This window comes from Streptomyces sp. NPDC048275, assembly GCF_040652275.1.
Taxonomy (GTDB): Bacteria; Actinomycetota; Actinomycetes; order Streptomycetales; family Streptomycetaceae; genus Streptomyces.
In genome coordinates this window covers 1-26,492 of record NZ_JBEZLR010000106.1, presented here as the reverse complement: position 1 = coordinate 26,492, position 26,492 = coordinate 1, and the positions used below count along the sequence as shown (strand labels likewise).

Here is a 26,492-nt window from a genome sequence, read left to right as displayed (position 1 = left end):
TGCGCACGACTGTGGCCCCACAGATCCCGCGGTGACCGTTCGCGAGATCACCGCCTCCGTACCCACCGGACCACCGCCTACCTGGGCCGTCCTGCAACGCCGCCTGTTCGACGAACTCGACGGCGCCTGGCGGACCTTCCGTGACCGCTACACCGAGCCCGACGGCCGGCTCCGCTTCCGCGGCACCATCGACGACCGCGACGGAGCGGACGACTTCTACGAGGCCTTCTTCAACTGGCCGGCCCTGTACCGGCTGGGCGGCGCCGACGACCTCCTTCCCGCGGTCAAACTCCACTGGGAGGGAGTCACCCGGCAGCTGACGGAACTGGGCCTGTTCCACGACGAGTTCGAGCGCGGATACGACTGGTTCCACCAAGGCGAGGCGCTGCTGATGTTCTACGGGATCTGCGCCGCCGATCCCGCGGACCAGCGCTTCCGGGAGCGTGCGATCCGCTTCGCCGAGCAGTATCTTCCACAAAGTCCGACCGGCAACTACGACCCCCGGATCAAGGCCATCCGCGCGCCGCACAACGGCTCGGACGGCCCTCGGCCGGGTCTCGGCCCACAGTGGGACGACCGCTTCGGCGGCGAGCAGTCGACCATGCGCCCCTACGGTCTGCCCCTGCACGACGTCCCCGGCATCGCGGAGTGGAATGACCTGGCCGACGAGGAACTCGCCGTCCGCATGGGGCATCACATGCGCGATCGCCTGGGCCGGGGCGACACCGCGGTCAACCTCGCGGTCACCGCCCTGGTCGTGAACGCCTGGTTGTACGACCACGACCCGCGTCTGGCGTCCTGGGTACGGGAGTACGTCGACGCCTGGCGCGAAAAGTCCGACGCCGCGGGTGCCATGCCGGACAACGTCGGACTCTCCGGCAAGGTGGGCGAGTACCACGACGGCAGGTGGTTCGGCGGCCACTACGGATGGACCTGGCCGCACGGGGTGCACTCGGTCGGCGCGGCCGCGCTGGTCGGTGCGATCAGCGCCGGCATCGTCGAAGGCGACGTCGACCGGCTCGACCTCGCCCGGCGCCCGCTGGACCAGGTGTGGGAGCAGCGGCGGACGGGCCTGCGGTCCGACCCGGAGGCCACCCGCCGGCCCGGCTGGGCGCACGCACCCGGTCCGGGTGACGGGCGGCCGGTCAACACACTGCCCACGCGCCTGGGACTTGACGGCTGGTTCGACCACCAGCCTGCCCAGGTGGCCTACTGGACGTGGCTGTGGTGGTTCGGGATGCGGCAGGAGGACCGCGCACGCCTGGAGGCGCTGCGCGACCACTCCGGCTACGACTGGACGATGGTGCACGCCTTCCGGGACAAGGAGGAGGCGGGGCACGAACCCCCGTGGCTCGCCTACCTCGACGGCGTCAATCCCGACTATCCCGAGCAGGCCCTGCGCATGGCCCTGTCCCAGGTCGCCCACCGGACGGCCCTCATGGCGGCCGACGAAAAGGGGGCCCACGACATGGGGGCCGACGACGACGGGCTCGACCTGCACAAGTGGCAGCGGCTCAACCCGGTGGTGACCGAGGTGCTCACCCAGCTCACCACGGGCGCACCGCAGACCCTCTACAACGGTGGCCTGCCCCTGGCCCGCGTGCGCTATGACGACCTCGACGCCGCCCGGCCGGGTCTGCCCCCGGACGTCGCCGCCCTCGTCGAACACCTGGACGCGAACGGTACGACGCTGGAGCTGGTCAACCTCGGCTCCTCGCGCACCCGGCGGCTTCGGCTGCTCGCCGGCGGCTTCGGCGAGCACCTGATCACCGCCGTGCACTGGAACGAGGCAGGAGGCGCGTACCCGGGCGACTCCCACGACCACCACCTGACCGCAGGCGGCGAAGTCGCCCGGTCCGCTCCCGTGCAGGACAACACCATCCACCTCACCCTTCCCCCGGGGCGCCGGATCCGGATCCGTCTGGACATGCGGCTCAACGCCCGGCAGTTCGCTCACCACACCTCCCCCACAACTTCCCGGAGACCCTGATGGCCGCCCTTCACCCCGCCTCCTCCGACAACGATGACGACCGTGACGCCTCGCCCGTCTGGGACCTGCCGGTTCACGGCGGCCCCTGGAACCGTCCCGGCGACGAACTGGTCAAGAAGCTGAACCGGGTGAGTTCGGCGACCGCGTGCGCCAAGCTTCACGAACTGGGCATCCGCCGCACCTACATGGACGGACCCGCCGCACTGGAGGCCGGCAACAAGGTCACCGGGCCGGCCCGCACCCTGCAGTTCATGCCCCAGCGGGAGGACGTGGCCAGCGGCTTGGCCCAGGAGTATGTCGAGCGCAGTACGGCGCTGTGGGCGGTGCTCGAAGCCGTCCAGCCCGGTGACGTCCTGGTCGTGCAGGCGTACGGCAGCGTCTTCACCGGGTGCCTCGGCGACATGCTGGTGCGCTACTTCAAGCGCAAGGGCGGCGCCGGCATCGTGGTCGACGGCCGGATCCGGGACGCGCCCCGCGTACGGCAGCTCGGCGTGCCCGTCTGGTGCACCGGCACGACCCCGCACTACGCGTCCCAGTCCGAGCTCTTCCCCTGGGCCTACGACGTGCCCGTGGCGGCCGGCGGTGTGCTCACCCTCCCCGGCGACCTGGTCGTGGCGGACGACGACGGCGCCGTGGTCGTTCCCGTCTCGAAGGCCGAGCAGGTCGTCGAGAGCGCCTCGGACCACGAGCAGTGGGAGGAGTTCAGCCGCATGCGGATAGACCAGGGCGCGCGGCTGTCGGACTACTACCCGCTCACCCCGGACAGCAGGGAGGAGTTCGAGCAGTGGCGAGCCGCCCGGGAGAACTGAGGACCACCACCCCCGCCCCGCGGCCCCTTCCCCGCTTCGGACTCGGCTGCGCGCCGATCGGCGATCTGTACGGGTCCGTGGACGCCGCGACCGCCGTGGCCACTGTCCACGCCGCCATCGCGAGGGGCGTGACCCTGCTGGACACCGCTCCCAAGTACGGCGACGGGCTGTCCGAGCGACGCGTCGGGGACGCCTTGGCCTCGGTGGACCGGGAGCGCGTGCAGATCTCGACGAAGGTGGGCTGGCTCGTCGGTGAGGGGAGCGGGCCGTCGCCCGCCTTCGGCCGGGACGACGTGCTGCGCAGCCTCGAGTCCAGCATGCGGCGCCTGGGCGTCGACCACTTCGACGTGGTCCACGTGCATGACCCGGGCGACCATCTCGACGAGGCCGCACGGCACACCCTTCCGGCACTGATCCGCCTGCGGGAAGAAGGAGTGGTGGGCGCCGTCGGCGCCGGGATGAACAACCACGTGCCGCTCGCCGAACTGGTCCGGCGCGCCGACCTCGACGTGGTCCTCGTGGCCGGCCGCTACACCCTGCTGGAACAGCCGGCCCTGGCCGATCTGCTGCCGTTGTGTGCGGAGCGGGGTGTCGGTGTCATCGCCGCCGGCATCTTCAACTCCGGCCTGCTCGCGGACCCTCGACCGGGCGCGCCGTACAACTACCACCCCGTGCCCGACGCCGTTCTGGGGCGGGCGCTGGCGATCCGGGACGTCTGCGCCCGGTACGGCGTGCCGCTGCGTGCGGCGGCCCTGCGGTTTCCGCTCGGCCACCCGGCCGTCGCCTCTGTCCTGGTGGGCGCCGCCACTCCGGAGGAGATCGCGGACAACCTCGACCTGGCCCGGCACCCGGTACCCGCCGAGATGTGGGCGGATCTCCGGGCAGCCGGACTGCTCGATCCGCTGGCACCCGTGCCCTGAGCGGAAGTAGAGGTACGGGCCGGGTGAAGTTTCCCCGAAATCTTGGACACGCTGTTGTTACGCCGCGAGAGCCTGATCTTGCCGGTAGCGCAGGCGTGTTTCGTGGGGAGTGAGGTAGCCCCAGTGGATGTGCTTGCGTAGACGGCGTCTGCAGAAGGTCTCGATGAAGTCGAATATGCCGGCTCGGGCGGTGGCCCGGTCGGTCCAGAAGCGGGTGCCGATCTCTTCTTTCAGGACGGCCCAGAAGCTCTCCGCGGCAGCGTTGTCGAAGCAGCTTCCGGTTCGGCCCATGCTTTGCCTGTGTCCCAACTCTACTATTCTCGTGCGGAGTTGGGTGGAGGTGTATTCCGATCCGCGGTCGCTGTGGATCACACAGCCGGGCTCCAGGCGCCCCAGCGCGGCGGCCATGTCCAGGGCGTCGACGACGAGTTCGGCGCGGTGGTGGTCGGCCATCGAGTACCCGATCACTTCCCGGGTGGCCAGGTCCAGCCACGAGGCGAGGTAGAGCCGGCCCTCGGCGGTGGGAATGTAGGTGATGTCTCCGACGATCTTCGTGCCGGGGCGGGTGGCGGTGAAGTCCCGGCCGATCAGGTCGGGAGCTGGGGCGGCCTTGCTGTCGGCCTTGGTCCGTAGTTCACCCCCCAGAGCGAACGACCGGGGACGTGCGGGGACCCCGCTGAGACGAAGACCGTGCCGCACCAGAACGCCGAAGGAGTGGCACGACCAGACCAAGGTCGGCAACCTGAACGCGGCCGTCCGTATCGCCGAGCATCTCCTGGACCGGCTCGAAGAACGCCGCCGCAAGACCCTGGCCCACTTCGCCGGCCGCCCGCCCACTGCTGACGAGCGCGCCCGCCTGGCCCGGCACACGTTGGCCACCCGGCTGTTGCGGCACGGTGCGACCCTGATGCACATCCGCCGCTACCTCGGCCAGGTCTCCGACCGCATGGCCGAGCACTACGTCCACCTGACCCAGTCGGACCTGGCGTACGGGCCATCGGTGCCAACCCGCGCAAGAGCGGCAAGGCCGGCACCAGTGCCGTGGAGGTGCCGCTGACCTTCGGCGGGATCACCTTCACCCCCGGAGACATCCTCCACGCGGATGACGACGGAGTCGTCCTCCTGCCTCCAGCGCAGACCAGGGCGTCCTCGATGTGATGGGTCCCCTGACGCCCGCCCTCGGTACGGCGCCGGTGTGACGGCTGCGGCCGGACGCGGTAGATGCCGAGGCCGTCGAGGCCCCGCACCTCAGGGCCGTCGGATTCCGGATCCGCCCGCCGTCCACGGGCAGCATCGCATCAGGGCATGCGCTGTTCGGTCCAGATGCACTTGCCGTCCGCGATGTAGCGGGTACCCCACCGCTGGGCAAGGGCGGCGACCAGCTGCAATCCCCGGCCGCCCTCGTCAGTTTCCGAGGTGTGACGGATCTGGGGCGTGGTGAGGCTGCTGTCGGAGACCTCGCAGATCAGCCTCTCCCCACGCAGCATGCGCAGCACGACGGGGCTCTTGCCGTGCCGGATGGCGTTTCCGACCAGCTCGCTCACCAGCAGTTCCGAGGTCACGGTGAGCGGCGTGAGATCCCAGAGGGCGAGCTGGTTGCGCACATTCTCGCGCGCCGCGCCCGCCGCGATCGGGCCGTCCGGGAGTGCCCATGTGGCGATGTCGTCGGAAGCAATGGTGTGGGTGCGGGCAATCAGCAGCGCGGCGTCGTCGGCCATGACCAGCTTGTGCGGCAGCAGCTGGGCGAGCACGTCGTCGCACAGCTGCTTCAGAAAAGCGCTTTCCCCCTGTCTGTGGTCGTGGTGGCCGTCCCAAGCGCCGAGCCCGGGGCCTGATGCGGTGCTCGCCCCGGACAACGTGCTCGCCAGACGCTGCATCCCGAGGTCGATCTCCTGAGTGGCGGACTCCACCAGGCCGTCGGTGTACAGCGCCAGGAGGCTACCCTCAGGAAGACTCATCTCTACGGTCTCGAACGGCGGCCGGGCCGCGCCCAGCGGCGGATCTGGGGTGCCACCGAGGAAGCGGACCGGTTGGCCGGGGAGTACGACCGCCGGCGGTGGATGTCCGGCGCGGGCGAACGTGCAGGTCGCGGTGGCCGGGTCGTACACGGCGTAGAGACAGGTCGCGTAGAAGGCGTCCCCCAGCTCGTTCACCAGGTCGTTGAGGCGGGTGACCAGCTCGGCGGGCGGAAACTCCAGATCGGCGAGGGTGCGTACCGCGGTGCGCAGCCGCCCCATCGTGACCGCCTCGGACAGCCCGTGTCCCATCACATCGCCGATGACCAGGGCCACCCGGGCGCCGGACAACGGGATCACGTCGTACCAGTCGCCGCCCACGTCGATGCCATCGCTGGCGGGCAGATAGCGCGCGGCGGCGGTGACCGAGGACAGTGACGGAAGGGTGCGCGGCAGCAGCCCCTGCTGGAGCTCCTTGGCGCGATTGTGCTCCATGTCGTAGAGCCGAGCACGCTCGATGGCTTGTCCCACCATCCCGCTGAGCGCGGTCAGCAGGGCCCGCTCCTCCCCGTTCAGATGGCGGGGCGAGGCGAAGGCGATGACGTAAGCGCCGATGGGGCGGCCGGAGGCGATCAGCGGGAGAAAGGCCCAGGATTCTTTCCCTGACCCGGCCGGCATCCCGGTCTCCTCGTGCAGCTGGGGATAGCGGGCGACGAACTCCTCGGGCGATTCGACGAAGGCCGGTTGCCTGGTGTAGTAGACCTCGGCCACCGGGGATATGTCGTTGACCTGGGATCCATCGATGCCGTTGAGGAACTCCTGCGTGTACCCGACGGCCCCGGCGACCCGAATGGTGCCCTTCTCGACGAGCTGGACGAAGAAGCCGGCGGCTCCGAACGGCGGCAGTACCCGATCGGCGATGGCGGAGATCACATCGCTCATGGTCAGAGCTTCGGCAAGGGCATCGGTCAGCTCGGTCATCCGGGCGGTGCGCTCGGCTGCGGCGCGTTCCGCGGCGGCACGCTGGGTTGCGTGCGCTCGGCTCTCCGTGACATCTGTGGCGTAGACCGTCAATCCCTCGGGCCCCGGCACCAGCCGCATGTAGTACCAGCGTCGGTTCGTGGGCCACTGCACCTCGAAACCGGCCTGCGCACTACGCTCGACGGCCTGCCGGTACCGCGCGGGCAGGCCCGGCTCTGCGATATCGATCCGCAGGCCCGCGAAGACATCCCACAGCGTCCGGCCGAGCAGTGCGTGGGAGGCACCGAGCAGCCGTTCCGCCCCATTGTTGAGGAACGTGAGACGCCACGCCCGGTCGACCTCGAAGCACGCGTCGGCGGCCGGACGCAGGCGCGGGGCGGCCCACTCCGCCAGCGCCTCCACAGCCGCCTGCTGCCGCGGTGTGGGCTGCCGGTCGGTCAGGATGGACAGCGTGCCCGCGACACCGTCGAGCGTGGCCAGCGGAACCGCCAGCAGCCCGCCTCCTGCGCTGGGCAGCACCGCACCCCAGCCGTCCTCACCGGGGGGAGGCGACTCCCACACCGGTGCTCCCCGAGCCACTGCCCGGGCTGGGCCTTCGGGGCCGGTTTCCTTGACCTCCCAGTCCTGAGCCATGGCACGTGCCAGCCCGTGCGTCGCTGTCAGCAGCAACTCGCGACCGCCCGGGGCGCGCAGATGCACCATGCCCCCCAGACCGCCACACTCCGTAACCGCAGCATCGAGCACGAAGGCCGGCAGTTCGGCGTCCGCCAGCTCGGCCCCCGCCTTGGTGATCACCCGCAGTCGCGCGGCAGCGGCCTTGTTCGTGGGGATTTCAGCCATTGGCTCATCTCCCGTAGTGAGCGCATAAGGGCTGGTACGCCTGGAAAATATCCAAGTGTGCGCCATTATTACAGTAAGTATCCCGAACGGGAGTGCCCCCTCCGGACTCATCTCGTGCGAGGAAACCGTGACCTCTCCAGCCAGGCCGCAGACTGGCCCCGTTGTCCTCATCCATGGCTTGTGGGTGACTCCGCTCAGTTGGGAGCAGTGGATCGACCGCTATGCCGCTTCGGCCACCAGGTGTTCGCCCCGAGCTGGCCGGGAGTGGGAGGCGACGTCGAGAAGCTGCGACGAGACCCGTCCTCGATCGCGGGTCTCGGGCTGGGCGAGATCGTCGAACACTACGAGCGGTTCATCCGCGGCCTGGACGAGCCCAGTCCTGACCATCTGGTCCGGAATATTTCCGGACCAACCTGCGCCTCATACGAAAATCCCCGTCCCCTTGTCCGTTGCCGCAGTTCAGGCGGCCTCGACTAGGCCGCCCCGGCCGGCCACGCCGCCGCCTCGACTCACTCCTCGGCGACAAGGGCTATGACTCCAACCCCCACCGCGAAGAACCGCGCAAGCGCCGGGGCCATCTCCCGCAAGGGCCGCCCCGAACATCCAGGGCCTGGCTGACTCCGCTACGTCGTCGAGCAGACCGTCGCCCTGCTCCAGCAGTTCAAACGCCTCGCCGCCCGCCGGGAACGCCGACCCGAACTCCACGACGCCTTCATCTCATTGGCCTGCAGCCTCATCTGCTGGAGACGCCTCAAGAAACACCGATCATGATCGTGCTACGAGCCTTAACGGTCCATTGGAAGCCGGGGGAAGCCGGTTCGCGGGCTCCTGGCTGGAATCGCAGTCGAGGATCTTCCCCATCGAGTCGGGGCTGCAACCCGGCGCCTTGCAGCCCTCCTGAAGCCGGGGCAGTTCGCCGAGTGCCTGCTTCGTACGCCGCGTTCCAGAGCGCCCGCCCGGGTCATGCGGGCGCGGATCGCAGGCTTCCGTCGGGCATGCCGACCTCGCGTTCTACGGTGTCCCAGACGAGGGTGTGGACGTCACCGTAGGGGGTGTCGGCTCGCATGGACATCTGGACCAGGACTCCGTCGACGAGGACGAGGATGCGCAGGGCGCTGACGACCGGGTCGGCCAGCTGGAACGCGCCGTCCGCCTGGCCTCGCCGGAGGATCTCCGCCAGGACGTCGAGTCCGTCGAGCATGCGCCGGTCCACTTCCACCGCGAGTTCGGGACGGCGCGGGGCGGCCACCCAGGCGCTCATCCAGACACGAGCCGCTTCCCTCCCCATCGCCAGCGCCCTGCCCACGAGCGCAGTGAGCGCCTCGGCGGGAGGCAGTTCGTGCAGAGCTTGTCGGTTCAGGCCGGTGTGCGCGGCCGCGGCCTGGGCGAAGGCGGCGACGACCAGGTCGTCGACCGTGGGGAAATAGTGATGGATCAGCCCGGAGGTCACACCGAGAACGTTGGCCACATCCCGGGATGTGATGCGGTCCAGACCCACGGTGTCCGCCAGCGACAGGGCCGCGTCGATGATCTCTTGGCGGCGCTCCTCAGGGGATCGGCGGGTGCCCTTCTTCAGCATGCCGGACAGTCTATTGATCTCCCGCTCAACGCGAAACGTCCCGACCGGGCCCGCTCCGCGGTGATCGCAGCAGGGAAAAGCAGTCGCAGGTATTGACGCCCCCAACCCCACTCTGTTGAATATCCGCTCAACAAGCAGTTGAGCATATGTTCAACGAGGAGGGGTCGAGATGTCCGCTTCGGGAGACACACAGACACGAACAGCAACGCCATCCGGCCCGAACGGCGGATCAGCCCCACAGGACGCCTTCGGCAAGATCGAGACCCGAGGCATCGACCACGTCCCCGAGGGCGAACGGCACGGGCGTCCCTTCGAGCTCTTCCCGGTGTGGGTGTCGTCCAACGTCGGCTACCTCTACATCCTGCTGGGCGGCGCCCTGTCGGTCCTGGGCCTGAGCGTCGCCCAGTCGTTCACCGTGCTGATCCTCGGCAGTCTGTTCTGGGGGCTGGTCGGGCTCCTCGCCGTCAGCGGTCCCGCCTCGGGCACACCGAGCCAAGTCGTCACCCGTGCCTTGTTCGGGATCCGGGGCAACCGGATCTTCGGTGCCGGCTTCCAGTGGCTGGTCGCCGTCACCTACGAGGGCATCAACCTCGCCATCGGTGCCCTGGCCGGCTTCACGCTGCTGGACTCGTTCGGCCTCCACCCCGCCGACTGGACCAAGGTCACGCTCACCGTGGTGATCGGCGTCGCCGCTTTCGCCCTCAGCTTGTACGGGCACGCCACGATCGTCCGCTTCAGTGTGCTGTTCTCCGTCGTGCTGGGCGCCTGCGGGCTGGTCCTCGGTGGCTTCGTCTCCCAGCACGCGACCCTCCACCCGGCCCACTTCACCGCGCTGCACGGCCACGCCCTGTGGGCGGCGGCCTGCATCGGCCTGGCCCTCATCGCCTCCGCGCCCCTGTCCTGGTCGAACGGCGCCGACTACGCCCGTTACCTGCCCCGCGACGTCAGCAAATGGAAGGTAGCCCTCAGCACGGCCGCGGGCGGCTTCCTGCCCTCCGTGGTGATGGGCGGCATCGGCATCCTCGCCGGGACCGCAGTCGACATGAGCGACCCGCAGAACTCCATGCGCGCCATCGTCCCCGGCTGGTTCTACACCGTCTTCCTCGCGGTCATTGTCGTCGGCTCGGTCACCAACAACGTCATGACCACCTACTCCTCAGGGCTGGCTCTGCAGTCCCTCGGCGTCCGTATGAGCCGCGCACGTTCCGTGTACATCGACGCGCTCATCGGCGGCGCCCTGTGCACCTACGCCCTGCTCTCCCCCAGCTTCCTCACGGCCCTCAACAACATCCTGGCCCTCACCGTCACCTTCCTGGGCCCGCAGATGGCCATCTACGCCACCGACATCGTCCTGAGACGCAACCGCTACGACGGCCTCGCACTGCACCAGGAGCACCCTGACGCCCCGTTCTGGTACCGACGCGGCTACCACCCCGCCGGCATCATCGCGCTGGTCACCGGCACCGTCGTAGCGCTCCTGTTCGTCGACACCACGCTCTTCGTGGGGCCGGGCACCAGTGCTCTGGGCGGTCTCGACCTGTCGGCGCTGCTCGGCCCGCTCACCTCCGCCGCCGTCTACTGCCTGCTCAGCAAGAACCGGGAGACGGCCCGCCCGTGACTCCCCAGCGCCCGCACGGCACCCCCGCCACACCAGCGTCTTCCCTCCAACTACCGGTTGCCGAAACCTGGTTCACCACCACACGGATCGACGACGCCATCACCCGGATCCACGAACCACACGTGCACCCCTTCCTGCAGGCCAACACCTGGTACATCCGGGGCCGAAACCGCAGTCTCCTCATCGATACAGGCCTGGGCGTGACACCACTACGCCCAGCGTTTCCGCAGCTGTTCGCCGACGAACCCATCGTCGTGATCACCCACGGACACCTCGATCACATGGGCGGCGCCCACGAGTTCGCCGACTGCCGCGCACACCGGGCCGACCCCATCGAGACCCCACCGCCCGGAGCCCTGGCCTCCGCCGCCCTCTTCGCCGAGCTCGGCATGGCGGCAACCGACGCCGGGACCGTGCCGCACCTGCTGATCTCGGCCCTTCCGCACGAGAACTACGACCCGGGCAGCTACCGGCTGCGTCCAACCCGGGTAAGCCGGCATCTGGTCGAGGGCGACATCATCGGCCTCGGCGACCGCGACCTCACCGTCCTCCACCTGCCCGGCCACAGCCCCGGCAGCATCGCCCTGTACGAGCCGGAGACACAGACCCTCTTCTCCGGCGACGTCGTCTACGACGGCCGACTGCTCGACGACATCCACGGCGCCGACCCACGCGCGTACGTAGCCACCATGGGCCGTCTGGCAGAGCTGCCCGTCCGCGTCGTCCACCCCGGCCACGGCCCGTCCTTCGACGGCGCGCGCCTGCGCGAACTCACCAGCGCATACATCGCCTCACGTCGCGTCACCCAGGACGTGGCGTGATGGCGCAGTCGGGGAACCCCCTGGCCGGGAGCCGGAGCCCGAAGACATCCGCGTCAACGCCACCGCTCCCGGGGGCACCAACACCCCCGCAACTCCATGTCGACGCCGACAGCGCGGGACTGACCCCCGAGGACATGCACATGCACTGCGCCGACACCATCCCCCTCGGGAGGACCGGCCAACCGGAGGAGACCGCCTCCGCAGTCACGCTCCTCGCCCCCCGAATCGGCTCCGCCGTGGGGCAGACCATCCAGATCGACGGAGGATCCACCCGATGCCACACATGAACGACCCCCAGGCAGACTCCGGCCACGCCGCCGCACGGCCCGTCGGCCAGACCGACGGCCACAGCAGTCCCCGCTACGCCGGCCTGACCACCTTCGCCCGGCTCCCCCGAATCGAAGACGTGCCCGGCCACGACGTCGCCGTGGTCGGCGTCCCCTTCGACGCCGGCGTGACCTTCCGCCCCGGAGCCCGCTTCGGCCCCGCAGCCATCAGGGAAGCCTCGCGGCTCCTGCGCCCCTACAACCCCCGGCTCGACGTGCTGCCGTTCCGCGACCAGCAGGTCGTCGACGCGGGAGACCTGCCCTGCAACCCCTTCGACATCGCCAAAGCGAGCAAAGAGATCGAGGACGGCGCCTACGAGCTGATCCGCGACGGCGCCCCTCTGGTCACCCTCGGCGGCGACCACACCATCGCCTATCCCCTGTTGCGTGCCATGAACAGGGTCCACGGGCCGGTCGCCCTGGTGCACTTCGACGCCCACCTCGACACCTGGGACACCTTCTGGGACGCGCCCCTCACCCATGGGACCCCCTTCCGCCGGGCCGCGGAAGAGGGCCTCTTCCTCCCCGGTTCCAGCGCGCACGTCGGCATACGCGGATCCCTGCACGATCCGCAGGACCTCATCAGCGACGCGGAACTGGGATTCACCATCGTGCACTGCGCCGACCTGGAAACCCTGACCGTCCGCGAGATCGTGACCCGTCTGCGGGAGCAGATCGGCGACGCGCCCCTGTACGTGTCCGTCGACATCGACGTGCTGGACCCCGCCCACGCCCCTGCGACCGGCACCCCGGAGGCAGGAGGCATGACCAGCCGGGAACTCCTCGGCATCATCCGCGGCTTCAAGGGCCTCAACCTCGTCGGCGCCGACGTCGTCGAAGTCTCCCCCGCCTACGACCACGCCGACATCACCAGCGTCGCCGCAGCCAACCTCGCCTACGAGTTCGTCTCCCTGTGCGCTCGAGGATCCCGATGAGCCCTGCACCCGCACAAGCTGTGGCCTGGCCCGACAGTATGCGTGCCGCAGACTGCTCGTGGACTGAGCGGGTCGCGTTCGGCGATGGTCGCCGGATGTTGCACGGCCTTACCCATGTCGTAGCGGGCGGCGGCCCTCGGTTTTCCGAGCCGAATGGTCGTCCTGAGCCTGGTCGTGAGGGTTTGGGTGCACGGGCGAGACAGGCAGGGTGAGGGCGGAGGTTCCGAAGTCGAAGTCGAGCACCTTCACATCCACCTGCCGCGCGTGCTGAAGGCAGCCGCGTCATGATCTGCTCGCCGTCAGTCCGCCGAGCGCAGACGGTCCAGCTCGTCCCCCTGGCGGGCGACGTGCGTGGTCAGCCAGGGAGTTGAGCTTTGTGGTTGGCGAGCGAGCTGATCTCGCCCCACAGGCAAGTTCTCGCCGCCCGAATCAACCGAGACGCCACAGCCCAACCCACCCGGGGCCATGGCGCATGAGCACACAAGGCTCACGTGTCGGGGTGTCATTGAGGCTCCGCGTCAGGACGGGGCGAGGACGCAGAACTCGTGGCCCTCCGGGTCGGCCAGGCACGTCCACGGGGCATCGCCCTGGCCGAGGTCGAGGTCGGTGGCGCCGAGGGCCCGCAGCCGGGCCACCTCCGCCGCTTTGTCGTCACCGGGGTACGGCAGCAGGTCAAGGTGGACGCGGTCCGGCACGGTCTTCACGCTGGGCGTGCGAAGGAATTCGAAGTACGGGCCGACACCCTTGGCGGAGCGCAACACCGCCTGATCGTCGGTCACCTCGTGCAGGGTCCAGTCCATCGCCTCACCCCAGAACCTGGCCATGGCCCGCGGATCCGCACAGTCGACCACCACCGCGGCGATCGGACCGGTGTCCTGGTAGATCTCCCGAGGCTCCAGCACGCAGAACTCGTTGCCCTCGGGGTCGGCGAGGACCGTCCACGGCACGTCGCCCTGGCCCACGTGGGCGGGCGTCGCACCGAGAGCCCGGCGGCGCGCGACCAACTCCGCCTGATGGGCCGCAGAGGTGGTGACGAGATCGAGGTGCACACGGTTCTTTGTTGCTGTCTTGGGTTCCGGGACGGGAACGACGTCGATGCAGACGGCGACCGGGTCCGGCCAGACGATGCCGCCGACGGGTCCCACGTAGGTGGTCACGCCGGGGCTGTAAGCACTCCAGCCGAGCGCCTCCGCCCAGAACCGGCCGACCGCCAAGCCATCAAGAGCCTTTATGTTCACCTGAACAGGTCGCAGTGCCACGCCGGTGATCCTATGGACTCTGCAACGACGTCCGCAGGTACCGTCGCAAACAGAGATCAACTCGCTCACCGACCACAGCGGCTCAGCTCGCCGGCCAGAGCGGCTCAGCTCGCCGGCCAGAGCGCTCGCTCCCGCCAGGTCAACTGCTCACTCGCCAGATGAAGCGCCAGGTCACAAAAGGCCGTCGACCAGGGCCAGGCACTCACTCGTGGCGGCCTGCGGCCCGAAAATCCCGTCTTTTCCGGGTCGGTTCATCGTCACCAGTCCTGTCAGCGGGGGGCGTAGTGGTGGAAGCCCCGGCCGGTCTTCCTGCCGAGGAGACCGGCGTCGACCATCCTCAGCAGGAGCGGTGGCGGGGAGTGCAGAGGTTCCTTGAACTCCTCGTACATGGATTCGGCTATGGCCTTGAGGGTGTCGAGGCCGATGAGGTCGGCCAGGCGGAGCGGACCCATCGGGTAGGCGCAGCCGAGGACCATGCCGTTGTCGATGTCGGCGGCGGAGGCGAAGCCGGATTCGAGCATGCGGACAGCGGAGAGGACGTACGGCACGAGAAGGGCGTTGACGACGAAGCCGGCCCGGTCCTGGGCGCCGATGACCTGTTTGCCGAGTGCGCCGGTGACGAAGTCCCGGGCCCGTGTGCGGGTCTGCTCGCTGGTCAGCAGGGAAGGCACCAGCTCGACGAGGCTCAGCACCGGCACCGGGTTGAAGAAGTGGACGCCGATGACCTGTTCGGGCCGCCCGGTGGCCATGGCGAGCTTCATCACGGGGATGGAGGAGGTGTTGGAGGCGAGGATCGCACTCGGGCGGGTGACCACCTTGTCGAGGGCGGCGAACACCTCGGTCTTCACCTGCTCGTCCTCCGCCACCGCCTCGACGACCGCGTCGCGGTCGGCCATGTCCGCCAGATCCGTGGTGAACCGGATCCGGCGGAGCGCGGTGTCGCGTTCGGCCTCGGTGAGCTTGTGCCGGCGTACGGCGCGGTCCAGGGACGCGGCGATTCTGCGGTGTCCGGCCTCGACGGCTGCGGGGCCCGTCTCGCCGACGACCACGTCCAGTCCCGCGCGGGCGCACACGTCCGCGATGCCGCTGCCCATGAGTCCGGCGCCGACGACGCCGACGCGGCGGATGTCGTCGGTGGTGGAAGGGGACGTGGACGCGGGCATCGACATGGCCATGGAGGCCTCCTTCCCTGACTGGGGCGGATGGGGACAGAAGCCGACGGTCAACGGAAGGCCGCCTGGCCGGTGATCGCCTGGCCGACGACCAGCGTGTGCATCTCGCTGGTGCCTTCGTAGGTGAGGACGGACTCCAGGTTGTTGGCGTGCCGCAGCGGCGAGTACTCCAGGGAGATGCCGTTGGCCCCGAGAATGGTGCGGCACTCCCGCGCGATGGCGATCGCTTCCCGTACGTTGTTGAGCTTGCCGACGCTGATCTGCTCGGGCCTGATGCGGTGCTGGTCCTTGAGCCGGCCCAGGTGCACGGCGAGCAGGGCGGCGTTGCCCAGGGTCACGCTCATGTCGGCGAGCTTCTTCTGGGTGAGCTGGAAGGCGCTGATCGGCTTGTCGAACTGGACGCGGGAGTCGGCGTACTCGATGGCCGCCTGGAGGGAGTCGCGGGCCGCGCCGACCGCGCCGAACAGAATTCCGAAGCGGGCCTCGTTCAGGCAGGACAACGGGCCGCGCAGACCCTCCGCGAGGGGCAGCCGCGCCGCGTCGGGCAGCCGTACGTTGTCGAAGTACAGCTCCGAGGTGACGGACGCGCGCAGCGACATCTTCTGCTTGATGTCCTGCGTGGTGAAGCCGGGCGTGCCGCGCGGCACGAGGAAGCCGCGGACGCCGTCCTCGGTCTGCGCCCAGACGGTGGCCACGTCGGCGATGCCGCCGTTGGTGATCCACATCTTGGAGCCGTTGAGGATCCAGTCGGCGCCGTCGCGGACGGCCCTGGTGCGCATGCCGGAGGGGTTGCTGCCGAAGTCGGGTTCGGTCAGCCCGAAGCAGCCGATCGCCTCACCTGCGGCCAGTCGGGGCAGCCATTCGTTCTTCTGCTCCTCCGAGCCCCACTTCCAGATCGAGAACATCGACAGCGAGCCCTGCACGGAGACGAAGCTGCGGAAGCCGGAGTCCGCCGCCTCCAGTTCCAGGCAGGCCAGTCCGTAGCTGACCGCGTTCGTCCCCGCGCAGCCGTAGCCCTCCAGATGCATGCCGAGGACTCCCAACTTGCCGAGTTCCGGGGCGAGTTCGCGGGCGAAGTGCGCGTTCTCGAACCACTCGCCGAGGTGCGGGCGCACCCGGTCGGCGAGGAACTTGGCGACGGTGGCCTGGATCTCGCGCTCCTCGTCGGTGAAGACGGAGGAGAGGTCGAGCAGATCGAGGGGGTCCTTCATCGGCTTGGTGCCGCTCATCATGTACTCCTGCTGATCGGGTCGAGGGTGGGTTACGAGTCGAGCCAAGCGGTGTCGAGCCAAGCGGTGAGGTCGTCGGTGTGCTCGCCGAGGCCCGGCGGACGGCACTCGTACCGGGGCGGGGTGCCGGAGAGCCCGATGGGGTTGGACACCAGGTCCATCGGAAGGCCGTCCGGGCCGGTGAGCGTGGTACGCGGGCGGAGGCCGAGTTGCTCGGCCAGGTCGAAGGCCTGGGAGAGGTCGTTCACGGGGCCGCAGGGCACGCCCAGCGGGGTGAGCCGGCCGAACCAGTCGGCCGCGGTCCGGGCGGACAGCAACTCGCCGAGTCGATCGGCCAGTTCATCGGCATGGGCGACGCGGTCGGTGTTGGTGGTGAAGCGGGGGTCGGCGGCGAGACCGGGAGCGTCCAGCCCCTGGCACAGGGCCGCGAACTGCCGGTCGTTGCCGACTGCGACGACGAGCGGTCGGTCCGCGACCTGGAACACCTCGTACGGCGCGATGGACGGATGCCGGTTGCCGAGGATGCCCGGCACCTTCCCGGCCAGGGTGTAGCCGGCCGCCTGGTTGACCAGGCTGGACAGCAGGCAGGACAGGAGATTGACCTCGACGTGCTGGCCCTCGCCCGTCGCGTCGCGGTGCCGCAGTGCGGCCAGGACACCGATCGTCGCGTGCAGTCCGGTCAGGACGTCCACGACGGCCACCCCGGTCTTCACGGGCTGCCCGGGGGCCGGCCCGGTGAGGCTCATCAGGCCGCCGACCGCCTGGATCAGCAGGTCGTAACCGGGCAGGTCGGCGCCCGCGTCCGCGCCGAAACCGGTCACCGAGCAGTAGACGAGACCGGGGTTGAGCGTCCGTGCGCGGTCGTAGTCGAGGCCGTACTTCTCCATCGTGGCGGGGCGGAAGTTCTCGAACAGGACGTCGGCCCGGCGGACCAGTTCCACGGCCCGGCGCCGGTCGCGCTCGGCACGCAGGTCGAGGGTGAGGGAGCGTTTGTTGCGGTTGACGGAGAGGTAGTAGGTGGCCTCGCCCTGGGCGTGCGGGGGTCCCCAGGCCCGGGTGTCGTCGCCGGTCGCGGGCTGTTCGACCTTGATGACGTCGGCGCCGAGGTCGGCGAGCAGCATCGTGGCGTACGGGGCTGCCAGGACGCGCCCGAAGTCGGCGACCAGCACCCCGGACAGCGGGAGTCCGGGCAGAGCGCTCATCGTTCCCGCCCGCCGGAGCCGCGCAGGTAGACGGTCTTGGTGCGGGTGAAGAAGTCGCGGGCGGCTCGCCCCTGTTCCTTCGGCCCGTAGCCGCTCTGCTTGGCGCCGCCGAAGGGAACGTGCGGATCGGCCCCGGCCGTCTCGGAGTTGATGTGCAGTATGCCGACGTCGAGCCGCTCCACGGCGGCGGTGACGGCCCGCAGGTCGTCGGTGAAGACGGCGGCCGACAGGCCGAAGTCGCCGTCGTCGGCGAGGGCCAGGGCCTCGCTCGCGTCGGCGGCCCGGCGGACCGCGAGCACGGGGCCGAACAACTCCTCGCGCCACAACGGGTCCTCCCCCGTCAGCTCGATCACGGTGGGCGGCAGGAAGGCGCCGGTCATACGGTCGTCGTCGTAGGGGCGGCCGCCGGTGAGGACGTCGGTTCCCGGGCGGGCGGCTGCGGCGTCCACGGCCTGCTGGATGCCGTCCCGGGCCTGGAGGGAGATCACGGGGCCCATCTCGGTGCCCTCGGCGAGGGGGTCGCCGACCCGCAGCGCGGTGGCGCGTTTGGTGAGCAGGGCGAGGAACTCGTCGGCGACGGGCTCTGCCACGACGAGCCGGGAGGTGGCGGTGCACTTCTGCCCCGAGGAGCGGAAGGCGCCCGCCAGCACCTCCCCCGCCGCCAACCCCAGGTCGGCGTCGGCGAGTACGACCGCCGCGTTCTTGCCACCCATCTCGGCCTGTACGGGCCGGGCCAGCCGCCCGCAGGCGGCGATCAGACCCCGGCCGGCCGAGGTCGACCCGGTGAATGTCACGGCGTCCACGCCCGGGTGCTCGACCAGTCGGCCGCCGAGGATCCCGTCGCCGATGAGCAGCGACAGCACGCCCTCCGGGAGCCCGGCCTCGACGAGTGCCTCGGCCAGCCGCACGGCCAGCAGGGGAACGACGCTGGCGGGCTTCCACACGACGGTGTTGCCGTAGCCGAGTGCGGGGGCGATCTTCCAGGCGGGGATCGCGACGGGGAAGTTGAACGGGGTCACGACCGCCACGACACCGACCGGGCGGTGGATCACCTGGATCTGTTCGCCGGGCCGGGGTGAGGCGAACACCTCGCCGACGGGACGGGACGCCTCACCGGCGTAGTAGCGGAGGATCTCCGCGGCCCGCCGTACCTCGCCGATCCCCTCGGGCCGGGTCTTGCCCTCTTCCCAGGAGAGTTCCTCGCCCCACTGTCCGGCGTGCGCGTCGAGGATGCCGGCCGCCCGGTCCAGGATCGCGCCGCGTACGTGGTGCGGAGTGGCCGCCCAGCGGGGGAAGGCGTCGCGCGCGGCGGCGACGGCCCGGTCCAGGTCGTGGTCCTGCGCGAGCCGGCCGACCGCCACCGTCTCGCGGGGACGGGCCGGGTTGACGTCGACCAGTTCGTCGCCGTCGCCTTCTCGCCACTGCCCCGCGACCAGGTGCCGCAGGGACCTGACCGACGGGGAGACTCCTCCCGCCGTCAGGCTGTTGTCCGTGCTCTGTCGCATCGGCCTTCCTTTCCGTGGACGTGGAGGCCGTCATTGTGGGGACCGGGCGGACGGCGGCGCACTGGACGGAATGTCCCGCGTCCGAGGGCCTGGGCACGCCGATCCGTCCATGGCCCCGGCGGTCGCGCGGTGCTTGGCTCGGCCTCCCCATCCCCGCACATCCCCGGAGGACGTCCCATGCCCGGTGCTTCCCGACCGGTCGGCGGTCCCGACCTCGAACAGGTACGGCGGATCGTCACCGAGATCCCCGGCCCGCGCTCGCGTGAGCTGCTGGCCCGTCAGCGAACCCTGGTCCCGGCCGGGGTCGGCGCGACGCTTCCCGTGTTCGTGGAGGCGGCCGGCGGCGGTGTGCTCGTCGACGCGGACGGCAACTCCTTCATCGACTTCGGCAGCGGTATCGCCGTGACGACCGTGGGCAACTCCGCCCCGCGTGTGGCGGAGCGCGCCGCCGCGCAGCTGCGCCGGTTCACCCACACCTGCTTCCTGGTCAACCCGTACGAGTCGTACCTGGACGTGTGCGAGAAGCTGAACGACCTCGCGCCCGTCCCCGGCGAGAAGCGCACCATCCTGGTGAACTCCGGCGCCGAGGCCGTGGAGAACGCCGTCAAGATCGCGCGGGCCGCCACCGGCCGGCCGGGCGTCGTCGTCTTCGACCACGCCTTTCACGGCCGGACCCTGCTCACGATGAGCCTCACGGCCAAGAACAAGCCCTACAAGCAGGGCTTCGGCCCCTTCGTGCCCGAGGTCCACCGCGCGCCGATGGCGTACCCGTACCGCTGGCCCACGGGCCCCGCCAACTGTGCCGAGGAGGCGGCCGACGCCCTGGAGGACCTGCTGGACCGCCAGGTGGGCGCGGACAATGTGGCCGCCGTGCTGGTGGAGCCGATCCAGGGCGAGGGCGGCTTCGTCGTTCCGGCGCCCGGGTTCCTGCCCCGGGTCGCCGAGATCTGCCGGGCCCGCGGCATCCTGCTGATCGTCGACGAGATCCAGGCGGGCATCGCGCGCACCGGGCGGATGTTCGCCTGCGAGTACGAGGGGGTCAGGCCCGACCTGATCACCACCGCGAAGGGCCTGGCGGGCGGGCTGCCTCTGGGCGCGGTGACCGGCCGCGCCGAGCTGATGGACGCGGTACCTGCCGGTGGGCTGGGCGGCACGTTCAGCGGCAATCCGGTGGCCTGCGAGGCCGCTCTCGGTGTCTTCGAGGAGATCGAGGCCCACGGTCTGTTGGAACGGGCCCTGGAGATCGGCGACACCATGCTCGACCATCTGAGCAAGCTGAGCGGCGTGCACTCGGTGATCGGGGATGTACGCGGCCGAGGCGCGATGATCGCCGTCGAGCTGGTGGAACCCTCCGGCGACCGGGTCCCGGCCCCCGATCTCGCCGCCCGGATCGCCCGGCGCTGCCACGCGGAGGGCCTGCTGGTACTCACCGCCGGCAGCTACGGCAACGTACTGAGGTTCCTGCCGCCGCTGTCGATCTCCGACACCCTGCTGGAGGAGGGTCTGGCCATCCTCGGCGAGGCCCTCGCCAGGGAGACCGCGTCAGCCGTGTGACTCCGGACCCCTTAGCCGGGCTCCTGCCACACCGAAAGAGCCAGCAGGAGCTCGGCGCGGACGTGGGCCGAGTCGAGGTCGGTGCCGAGAACGTGCTGGATCCGTTCGACGCGGCTGCGCAGGGTGTGCCGATGCACGGACAGGGCCGCCGAGGCCGCCTCCCACTGACCGTTGTGTTCGAGGAACGCCCGCAGCGAGGCGACCAGTTCGGTGCCCTGCCGGGTGTCGTACGCCGAGAGCGGGCCCAGTCGGGTCTCGGCGAGGGACTCCAGTGCCGCTCTCACCTCGGGACTGGTGGCCAGCGTCTGTCCGGCCAGCGACGCGAAGGACACGAGGTCCGCAACCCCACGCGCCTGCGCCGCCGCAGCGGCGTTCAGCGCCTCCCGAAGAGCCACCGGCCCACTTCCCGGATCCTGTACGTCGCTCAGCCCGGCCCAGGTGCGGGAGCGCGTGTGGGCCGGTGCGCCGCCGGCGAGGGCTCGCGCCGTCTCCGTGCGGCCGCCGGGCAGCAGCACCACCGCGCTCCCCTCGTGCACGACGCCGAACAGGGGCAGCCCGCGCCGGTCCAGTTCCTCCCCCGCCCGCTCCAGAGCCCGCCGAGGGTTCCCGCCCCGCAGCACCAGGACTCGCACGCCGTCACGGACCGGGAAGCCCGCCTCGGTGAGGTGGTCCACGGCGGCCGCCGCCGGGAGGGATCCGTCCAGCAGCATCCGCAGGAAGAGGCCGTTCACGCGGCCCTGCTCGTCCCGCAACCGCGAGGGCTTCTCCGCTTCCAGGGCGATCAGCGACGCGGCGTGCCCGAGCAGGAGGTGGTCGACCGGCGTGAGCGGCCGGTCCGTGACCAGGACCAGCCGGCCGTGCACCCGGGGACCCACCCGCACCTGCTGCGCCGCCACCACTCCGTCGGGACCGGTGCTCACCGCCGCCGCTGCCTGATCCGCCGGGCCCAGCCGGGCGAGCAGTTCGGGTCCGGGGATGCCGGCGCCGGGCGGGTGTGAGGCGTGTGGGGTGCCGTCGTGGTCCAGGAAGACGACCGAGGTCGCGGTGGAGACCGCCAGCTCCCGCACGACGGCCTGAGCGCCGCCGTGCAGTGCGGCCCGGGTCATCCGGGGCTGGAGGCGCGATGCCTGGACCACACCCTCGTACTGCTGCTCGGCCAGCCGCTCCATGACCGCCTTGGTGACGGCCACGAACGGTGTGGGCAGGGGCACTTCGAGCAGTGGCAGACCAGCCGCCTCGGCCGCCTCGACCAGGGCGTCGGGCACGCGCGCGTGCGACAGTCCCACTCCGAAGCCGAGGGCGGCCACCCCGGCCTTCGCCAGGTGCCGTACATAGTCCCTGCGGGCCTCGTCCGAGCCCGGCAGCCGCAGGCCGGTGGTGAGGACGAGTTCTCCGCCGCCGAGCCATGGCACCGGGTCGGCGAGCTCGATGCTGTGCGCCCAGTCGACCTCGCGGTCCAGGCCACCACGCCCGGCCAGCAGCTTCAGCCGGAGTTCCTGACGCCGCAACAGCCAGGTGAGGGGCACGCCCATACCGTTCACCTCCAGGATGCGTGAAGGGGGCCTTCGTGCTCGGCCGGCGCAGGAGCACCGCGAGTGTCGTTCGTCAGGATGTCGGCGCCGGCCCGCCGTGGCCGCTGAGGGTGCCCGCGGTCAGTCCGACCTCGCGTTCGACCGTCTCCCAGACAATCTTGGTCACGTCGCCGTAGGACTTCTCGGCGCGCATGGAGATCTGCACGAGGACGCCGTCCAACAGAACGAGAATCCGGAAGGCGCTCGCGCGGGGATCGGACAGTTCGAACACGCCCTCGTCCGCCCCCCGGGCGAGCAGGTCGGTCAGCAGGTCCAGCCCCACGACCATCTGCCGGTCGACCTCTTCGGCCAGTTCGGGGCGGCGCGGGGCCGCCACCCATGCGCTCATCCAGATGCGTGCGTGCCTGGTGGGGGCGTTGAGCTGCCGGGCCACCAGTGCGCACAGTGCCGGCAGGGCGGGAAGTGACCTGGTGAGCGAGCGCAACTCGTCGTGTTCGACCGTGGCGAACTGGGCGAACGCCTCCATGATCAGCTCGTCCATGGACGAGAAGTAGTGATGGACGAGCCCTGATGCCACGCCGACGGATGCGCCGATGTCCCGGGAGGTCAGTCGGTCCAGACCCACCGCGTCCGCCTGGTCGAGGGCGGCATCGATCATCTCCTGGCGTCGCTCCTGCGGACTCAGCCTCCGCCCCTTGGTCCCCACTCGGCAATCCACCCCTCACTCCCGGGCGGTCAGTCTATCCAGACAGCCAAACAACCGCTATTGGCCATACGGCCAACATTCTAGATCGAGGTGGGGATCCCGTCGAGTCGGCGGATCACCGAGGTGGCAGTAGCTCTCTTTCCTCGATCATCCATATCCCAAGATGCCGTGCGTGACCCATTGACAGGCCCAAGCGCCCTGCTGTTGGCTCCCTGCCCAACAGCCCTATTGGGCATTCGCTCAACGCAAGGCATGGTGACCTTCATGTCTGACACATCGCACGTCGTCGCAGAACCCGGCCCCATACAGCCGCAGGAAGCCGTCGACAGATTCGGCAAGGTCGAAAGCGTCAGCATCGAGTACATCGGTCCGGAGGACCGCCATGGCCGCCCACGCGAACTGTTCGCGGTGTGACTGTCGTCGAACCTCGCCTACTTCTACATCCTGGTGGGCGGCCTGCTGCCGTCCTCGGGCTGTCGATGCTGCAGTCCTTCGCCGTGCTGTTCGTAGGCAACCTGTTCTGGGCGCTCGTCGGCCTGCTGGCCGTCAGCGGACCGAGCACGGGTGCGCCGAGCACGATCACCACACGAGCGATGTACGGCGTCCGCGGCAACCGCGTCGCAACGGATCCGCAAGCTCAAGGAACTCCGTGCCGCGGATGCCGAGATGCTTCGCCAACTGCGGGAGGACAACGAAGCCCTCGTCGGCGCACTCCACCAAGCCATCACGGAGAACCGGAACTTCCACCAGCAACTCACAGAGCAGCGTCACAACGTCCGCACCCTCCCGGCCCAGCGCCACCGGGGAGATCCCCGTCCAACTCCGGGGTCGAGTAGGAACCCGCAGAGAGTGCAGTTTGGTGTCACATGATTTGACACCCGGGTTGAGTTGATTACTCACGCGGGAGGAATGCTCCACGGCCCCATCCGAACACGGCCGGGGCCGCGCGGGCGGGAGCTGTGGTGGATGTAGCGGCCGGTTGGCCGCGTGCCCCGGTCGCTGTCACAGTGTGATGGGGCCGAGGTCGGCGGCGGTTTGCGCCAGTGCGCGGATGGTGGGACTGTCAGCGGTGGTACGCCAGGTGAGCGCCCATTCGAGGGTGGGGGCGTCGTGGAGGGGCAGGAAGACGATGCCGGGGGGCTTGTTGTAGCGCGCGGCGATTTCGCCCAGCGGGTGGACGCAGCGGCCGGCAGCGACCAGGGAGAGGATCTCGTGGAAGGTCCGCGCGGCGGGCCCACGGGGGATACGACGGCCGAGCGGGGTGCGGGTGGGGACCATGGAGGCGACCCAATACTCGGGGGCTTCGGGGCCGAGGTCGACGACGTGGTTGTCGGCGAGGTCTTCCAGGGACGCGGTGCCGCGTTGGGCGAGCGGATGGTCTGCGGCCACGGCCAGCACGCGGCCTCCGGTGAGCACGGTGGGGCCGACGGTGAGGTCCGGTTCGGCGACGGGCAGCCACAGCACGTGCGCGTCGTGCTCTCCGGTGCGCAGGGCCGTGAACGCGTCGTTACCGTTGATTTCGCGGAACTCGATGTCGCTGCCGGGGTAGCGGGTGCGGAACGCGTCGACGAGGGGGCGTAGTTCGTGTCCGGCGTGGCCGAAGACGCCCAGCCGCAGGGTCCGGCCCGCGCCCGGGCCTGCTGCTTGGGCGCGGGCGAGTCCTGCGTGGAGGAGGTCGAGGGCCTGCTGGAGGTCTTCACGCAAGCGTCGGCCGACAGGGGTCAGGGACACGCGTCGGCTGGTGCGATCGAACAGGGCCACTCCGAGGCGTCGTTCTTGTCTGCGGATGGCCTGGCTGACGCGGGCCTGGGACACGTGAAGCCGTTCCGCGGTGCGGCCGAAATGCAGTTCTTCGGCCAGTGTCAGGAATATCTCGATGTCCCGAAGCTCCATGCATAGCTCCCATGTTATGGATAGCTCCACGGACTCTACATTGTTCCGCCGCTGACCTGCATCGATGCTGAACACATCACCCACCGGGCAGGCGGTGGACGCCTGACTGACGCATCGATAAGGCAGGGAAATCCGATGAGCGCTATGCAGGCCGTCGTCGATCGCTTCGAGATCGAGGGGCTGCGCGCCGAGGTCACCGACGCGGTGATGATGCGCGACTTCGACCGCGTCGCCTCGCTATTCGCTCCCGACGGCGTCATGCGATGGCCGCACATCGACAAGGAGTTCGTCGGCCGCGAGGAGATCCGCGCGGGGATCGAGTGGGGGCAAGGACTGTGGGAGTTTTTCGTGCAGAACGTCCACCCCGGCGTCATCCGGCTCGACGGCGACACCGCGGTCGGGCGTGTGTACATCCAGGAGTTCGGTCGGATGCACGACGGCAGCTCGCACCTGAACTACGCCCTCTATCACGACGGCTACCAGCGCACGTCCGACGGCTGGAAGTTCAGCGAACGTGTCTACGAGGTCAGGTACCTCGACTCCACCCCGCTTACGGGCTCACCGCCCCGGCACCTGGGGCGTAGGCGCGTCTGACAACCACCGACGGGCCGACCGGGAGGTGCATCAACCACCCTGGCCGCATCGCGTGGCGACTGCCCTTCCCCGAGTCCGTAGACACCCGTTTTTAGCACCCGACCCGATCGGGACGGCTCGCCATGACCGACGACCGGCGCATGCCTCCATCCTCCGCGTCAACCGAACTCAGCATCGAGTAGAGGAGTAACTGTCATGATCCTGATAACTGGAGCCAACGGCGTCGTCGGGCGTCCGGTGATGAGCCTGCCGACGCCGGATGGAACCACACCGTCGACGGACGCTGGATCCGCTGGACGAGCCTGTCTGCAGACGTCGGCATCCAGTTCGACGCCTTCGCCACCCAGAAGCCGAACAGCCCTCTCCCCACCTGGACTATGTGGGCCTGCCGCAGCATCGACCACCCCACGTGGACCGTCACAGCATCCCCCTGCACCCCCAGCTCGCTGCTGGCCGACCTCGCCGAGAACCTCGCCCACGGAACCGGCACCCCCTCGCCGCCCGTGTGTCGGACACCGCCGGCGTCGTGGTGCGCCCTCTGGAGGGGGACTGTGGCCGCAGGGTCGCCGCCTTCTGGGACGCCTCCCGTGCCCTGACCCCGGCCGCGCGCACCCTCTTCCGCCTCCTCCTACGGCGGTCCCAAACTGGTCGCGGTCGACCTGCGGACGAACCGGATCGTGCGCACCGCGCTTCTCGGCGCCCGCCACGTCGAAGTTGTCGACGCCGACGCCGTAGCAGGAGACCAGGCCCACGGTGGGCGCGGCCTCGTACACCTCGTCGGTGACGGTGGCCCACTGGACGATGAGCGCGTCGGCGCCCTGGGCGGTCTCGGCGACCTCTGCCTCATCACGACGGCCTGCGCCGCAGGCTCACCGGCAATCCGGCGACGATCACGTGGCCGTCACATTCCTGTGGAACGCGATCGGTGACGTAGTCCAACTCGGCATGTCACGTGTGCGACTTCCGAGATCGGCTTTAGGGCTTGCGGGGAATCAAAGTGTTGCTTCCCGTCCTGAAGCTCGTTGGTGTGGTATGCGCATCCCGGATGAGACTCGTGACCAACTCGCCGTGA

Annotated in this window: 23 protein-coding genes and 1 pseudogene; 12 read left to right on the top strand and 12 right to left on the bottom strand. The window is 69.8% G+C overall.

What is annotated here, in order from left to right; all coding sequences use genetic code 11:
• Nucleotides 1–31: 31 nt before the first annotated feature.
• The 3 genes from AB0D57_RS39415 to AB0D57_RS39405 are packed head-to-tail and all read left to right on the top strand — an operon-like array spanning nucleotide 32 to nucleotide 3,719.
• Nucleotides 32–1,990 carry a hypothetical protein gene (locus AB0D57_RS39415; RefSeq protein ID WP_362085080.1) on the top strand — a complete coding sequence of 653 codons (1,959 nt, stop codon included), beginning with the start codon at nucleotides 32–34 and terminating at the stop codon, nucleotides 1,988–1,990.
• Entirely contained in the window at nucleotides 1,990–2,799 is an 810-nt protein-coding gene (locus AB0D57_RS39410) for a ribonuclease activity regulator RraA (protein ID WP_362085077.1), read from the top strand. Before AB0D57_RS39415 ends, AB0D57_RS39410 begins: the two co-directional genes overlap by 1 nt.
• The gene (locus AB0D57_RS39405; RefSeq protein ID WP_362085074.1) at nucleotides 2,775–3,719 is read left to right on the top strand and encodes an aldo/keto reductase; all 945 of its coding nucleotides are present in this window, start codon (nucleotides 2,775–2,777) and stop codon (nucleotides 3,717–3,719) included. The genes AB0D57_RS39410 and AB0D57_RS39405 overlap by 25 nt, the downstream gene beginning before the upstream one ends.
• 57 nt (nucleotides 3,720–3,776) lie before the next feature.
• On the opposite strand, the gene AB0D57_RS39400 is transcribed toward AB0D57_RS39405, so the two are convergent.
• Entirely contained in the window at nucleotides 3,777–4,451 is a 675-nt protein-coding gene (locus tag AB0D57_RS39400) for an IS3 family transposase (protein ID WP_362085071.1), read from the bottom strand.
• 309 nt (nucleotides 4,452–4,760) lie between these two features.
• Here AB0D57_RS39400 and AB0D57_RS39395 point away from each other — a divergent pair, with 309 nt between their 5' ends.
• On the top strand, nucleotides 4,761–4,877 hold the full coding sequence (locus tag AB0D57_RS39395) for a hypothetical protein (protein WP_362085068.1): 117 nt from the start codon (nucleotides 4,761–4,763) through the stop codon (nucleotides 4,875–4,877).
• A 140-nt stretch (nucleotides 4,878–5,017) separates the two neighbouring features.
• Here AB0D57_RS39395 and AB0D57_RS39390 read toward each other — a convergent pair whose 3' ends face one another.
• Both AB0D57_RS39390 and AB0D57_RS39385 read right to left on the bottom strand, forming a co-directional pair.
• Nucleotides 5,018–7,495, bottom strand: a complete 2,478-nt coding sequence (locus tag AB0D57_RS39390) for a SpoIIE family protein phosphatase (RefSeq protein ID WP_362085065.1) — start codon at nucleotides 7,493–7,495, stop codon at nucleotides 5,018–5,020.
• Nucleotides 7,496–8,456: 961 nt separating this feature from the next.
• Nucleotides 8,457–9,074: a TetR/AcrR family transcriptional regulator gene (locus tag AB0D57_RS39385; protein ID WP_362085062.1), complete on the bottom strand. Its 618-nt coding sequence runs from the start codon at nucleotides 9,072–9,074 to the stop codon at nucleotides 8,457–8,459.
• Nucleotides 9,075–9,243: 169 nt separating this feature from the next.
• On the opposite strand from AB0D57_RS39385, the gene AB0D57_RS39380 reads away from it, so the two are divergent.
• From AB0D57_RS39380 to speB, 3 genes are all read left to right on the top strand, one after another.
• Nucleotides 9,244–10,692, top strand: a complete 1,449-nt coding sequence (locus tag AB0D57_RS39380; protein ID WP_362085059.1) for a cytosine permease — start codon at nucleotides 9,244–9,246, stop codon at nucleotides 10,690–10,692.
• A complete protein-coding gene (locus AB0D57_RS39375) occupies nucleotides 10,689–11,513 on the top strand; it encodes an MBL fold metallo-hydrolase (RefSeq protein ID WP_362085054.1) in 825 nt (274 codons plus the stop codon). Before AB0D57_RS39380 ends, AB0D57_RS39375 begins: the two co-directional genes overlap by 4 nt.
• A gap of 274 nt (nucleotides 11,514–11,787) precedes the next feature.
• On the top strand, nucleotides 11,788–12,774 hold the full coding sequence (speB, locus tag AB0D57_RS39370) for an agmatinase (RefSeq protein ID WP_362085051.1): 987 nt from the start codon (nucleotides 11,788–11,790) through the stop codon (nucleotides 12,772–12,774).
• A gap of 518 nt (nucleotides 12,775–13,292) precedes the next feature.
• Here speB and AB0D57_RS39365 read toward each other — a convergent pair.
• From AB0D57_RS39365 to AB0D57_RS39345, 5 genes are all read right to left on the bottom strand, one after another.
• Complete coding sequence (locus AB0D57_RS39365) at nucleotides 13,293–14,033, bottom strand: VOC family protein (protein ID WP_362085048.1); 741 nt, start codon at nucleotides 14,031–14,033, stop codon at nucleotides 13,293–13,295.
• Between the two features lie 269 nt (nucleotides 14,034–14,302).
• On the bottom strand, nucleotides 14,303–15,208 hold the full coding sequence (locus AB0D57_RS39360; RefSeq protein WP_362085045.1) for a 3-hydroxybutyryl-CoA dehydrogenase: 906 nt from the start codon (nucleotides 15,206–15,208) through the stop codon (nucleotides 14,303–14,305).
• Nucleotides 15,209–15,255: 47 nt separating this feature from the next.
• On the bottom strand, nucleotides 15,256–16,434 hold the full coding sequence (locus tag AB0D57_RS39355; RefSeq protein WP_362085042.1) for an acyl-CoA dehydrogenase family protein: 1,179 nt from the start codon (nucleotides 16,432–16,434) through the stop codon (nucleotides 15,256–15,258).
• Nucleotides 16,435–16,466: 32 nt separating this feature from the next.
• Complete coding sequence (locus AB0D57_RS39350; RefSeq protein WP_362085039.1) at nucleotides 16,467–17,636, bottom strand: CoA transferase; 1,170 nt, start codon at nucleotides 17,634–17,636, stop codon at nucleotides 16,467–16,469.
• Nucleotides 17,633–19,141, bottom strand: coding sequence for an aldehyde dehydrogenase family protein (locus tag AB0D57_RS39345; RefSeq protein WP_362085036.1), 1,509 nt, complete (start codon nucleotides 19,139–19,141; stop codon nucleotides 17,633–17,635). Before AB0D57_RS39345 ends, AB0D57_RS39350 begins: the two co-directional genes overlap by 4 nt.
• A 177-nt stretch (nucleotides 19,142–19,318) precedes the next feature.
• Here AB0D57_RS39345 and gabT point away from each other — a divergent pair, with 177 nt between their 5' ends.
• On the top strand, nucleotides 19,319–20,695 hold the full coding sequence (gene gabT, locus AB0D57_RS39340; RefSeq protein WP_362085034.1) for a 4-aminobutyrate--2-oxoglutarate transaminase: 1,377 nt from the start codon (nucleotides 19,319–19,321) through the stop codon (nucleotides 20,693–20,695).
• Between the two features lie 11 nt (nucleotides 20,696–20,706).
• Here gabT and AB0D57_RS39335 read toward each other — a convergent pair whose 3' ends face one another.
• On the bottom strand, nucleotides 20,707–22,227 hold the full coding sequence (locus AB0D57_RS39335) for a PucR family transcriptional regulator (RefSeq protein ID WP_362085032.1): 1,521 nt from the start codon (nucleotides 22,225–22,227) through the stop codon (nucleotides 20,707–20,709).
• Nucleotides 22,228–22,300: 73 nt separating this feature from the next.
• The gene (locus AB0D57_RS39330) at nucleotides 22,301–22,885 is read right to left on the bottom strand and encodes a TetR/AcrR family transcriptional regulator (protein ID WP_362085029.1); all 585 of its coding nucleotides are present in this window, start codon (nucleotides 22,883–22,885) and stop codon (nucleotides 22,301–22,303) included.
• A gap of 312 nt (nucleotides 22,886–23,197) precedes the next feature.
• Here AB0D57_RS39330 and AB0D57_RS39325 point away from each other — a divergent pair, with 312 nt between their 5' ends.
• Nucleotides 23,198–23,347 (top strand): hypothetical protein, encoded by a 150-nt coding sequence (locus AB0D57_RS39325; RefSeq protein ID WP_362085026.1) that lies wholly within the window; start codon nucleotides 23,198–23,200, stop codon nucleotides 23,345–23,347.
• Entirely contained in the window at nucleotides 23,344–23,769 is a 426-nt protein-coding gene (locus AB0D57_RS39320; protein ID WP_362085023.1) for a cytosine permease, read from the top strand. The genes AB0D57_RS39325 and AB0D57_RS39320 overlap by 4 nt, the downstream gene beginning before the upstream one ends.
• A gap of 166 nt (nucleotides 23,770–23,935) precedes the next feature.
• On the opposite strand, the gene AB0D57_RS39315 is transcribed toward AB0D57_RS39320, so the two are convergent.
• Nucleotides 23,936–24,826 carry a LysR family transcriptional regulator gene (locus AB0D57_RS39315; RefSeq protein WP_362085019.1) on the bottom strand — a complete coding sequence of 297 codons (891 nt, stop codon included), beginning with the start codon at nucleotides 24,824–24,826 and terminating at the stop codon, nucleotides 23,936–23,938.
• A gap of 135 nt (nucleotides 24,827–24,961) precedes the next feature.
• Between AB0D57_RS39315 and AB0D57_RS39310 the strand changes: the two genes are divergently transcribed.
• Together AB0D57_RS39310 and AB0D57_RS39305 are read left to right on the top strand one after the other, a co-directional pair.
• Complete coding sequence (locus AB0D57_RS39310) at nucleotides 24,962–25,420, top strand: nuclear transport factor 2 family protein (RefSeq protein WP_362085016.1); 459 nt, start codon at nucleotides 24,962–24,964, stop codon at nucleotides 25,418–25,420.
• Nucleotides 25,421–25,707: 287 nt separating this feature from the next.
• Nucleotides 25,708–26,016: a DUF317 domain-containing protein gene (locus tag AB0D57_RS39305; RefSeq protein WP_362085098.1), complete on the top strand. Its 309-nt coding sequence runs from the start codon at nucleotides 25,708–25,710 to the stop codon at nucleotides 26,014–26,016.
• A gap of 99 nt (nucleotides 26,017–26,115) precedes the next feature.
• Here AB0D57_RS39305 and AB0D57_RS39300 read toward each other — a convergent pair.
• Nucleotides 26,116–26,259: pseudogene (locus AB0D57_RS39300) on the bottom strand (hydroxyacid dehydrogenase); the annotation flags it as partial.
• Nucleotides 26,260–26,492: the final 233 nt, after the last annotated feature.

Coding starts and splice junctions, on each gene's coding strand:
- AB0D57_RS39410 (WP_362085077.1), top strand. CDS start 1,990: ATGGCCGCCCTTCACCCCGCCTCCTCCGACAACGATGACGACCGTGAC.
- AB0D57_RS39390 (WP_362085065.1), bottom strand. CDS start 7,495: ATGGCTGAAATCCCCACGAACAAGGCCGCTGCCGCGCGACTGCGGGTG.
- AB0D57_RS39385 (WP_362085062.1), bottom strand. CDS start 9,074: ATGCTGAAGAAGGGCACCCGCCGATCCCCTGAGGAGCGCCGCCAAGAG.
- AB0D57_RS39380 (WP_362085059.1), top strand. CDS start 9,244: ATGTCCGCTTCGGGAGACACACAGACACGAACAGCAACGCCATCCGGC.
- speB (WP_362085051.1), top strand. CDS start 11,788: ATGCCACACATGAACGACCCCCAGGCAGACTCCGGCCACGCCGCCGCA.
- AB0D57_RS39360 (WP_362085045.1), bottom strand. CDS start 15,208: ATGGCCATGTCGATGCCCGCGTCCACGTCCCCTTCCACCACCGACGAC.
- AB0D57_RS39355 (WP_362085042.1), bottom strand. CDS start 16,434: ATGAGCGGCACCAAGCCGATGAAGGACCCCCTCGATCTGCTCGACCTC.
- AB0D57_RS39350 (WP_362085039.1), bottom strand. CDS start 17,636: ATGAGCGCTCTGCCCGGACTCCCGCTGTCCGGGGTGCTGGTCGCCGAC.
- AB0D57_RS39345 (WP_362085036.1), bottom strand. CDS start 19,141: ATGCGACAGAGCACGGACAACAGCCTGACGGCGGGAGGAGTCTCCCCG.
- gabT (WP_362085034.1), top strand. CDS start 19,319: ATGCCCGGTGCTTCCCGACCGGTCGGCGGTCCCGACCTCGAACAGGTA.
- AB0D57_RS39335 (WP_362085032.1), bottom strand. CDS start 22,227: ATGGGCGTGCCCCTCACCTGGCTGTTGCGGCGTCAGGAACTCCGGCTG.
- AB0D57_RS39330 (WP_362085029.1), bottom strand. CDS start 22,885: ATGATCGATGCCGCCCTCGACCAGGCGGACGCGGTGGGTCTGGACCGA.
- AB0D57_RS39325 (WP_362085026.1), top strand. CDS start 23,198: ATGTCTGACACATCGCACGTCGTCGCAGAACCCGGCCCCATACAGCCG.
- AB0D57_RS39315 (WP_362085019.1), bottom strand. CDS start 24,826: ATGGAGCTTCGGGACATCGAGATATTCCTGACACTGGCCGAAGAACTG.
- AB0D57_RS39310 (WP_362085016.1), top strand. CDS start 24,962: ATGAGCGCTATGCAGGCCGTCGTCGATCGCTTCGAGATCGAGGGGCTG.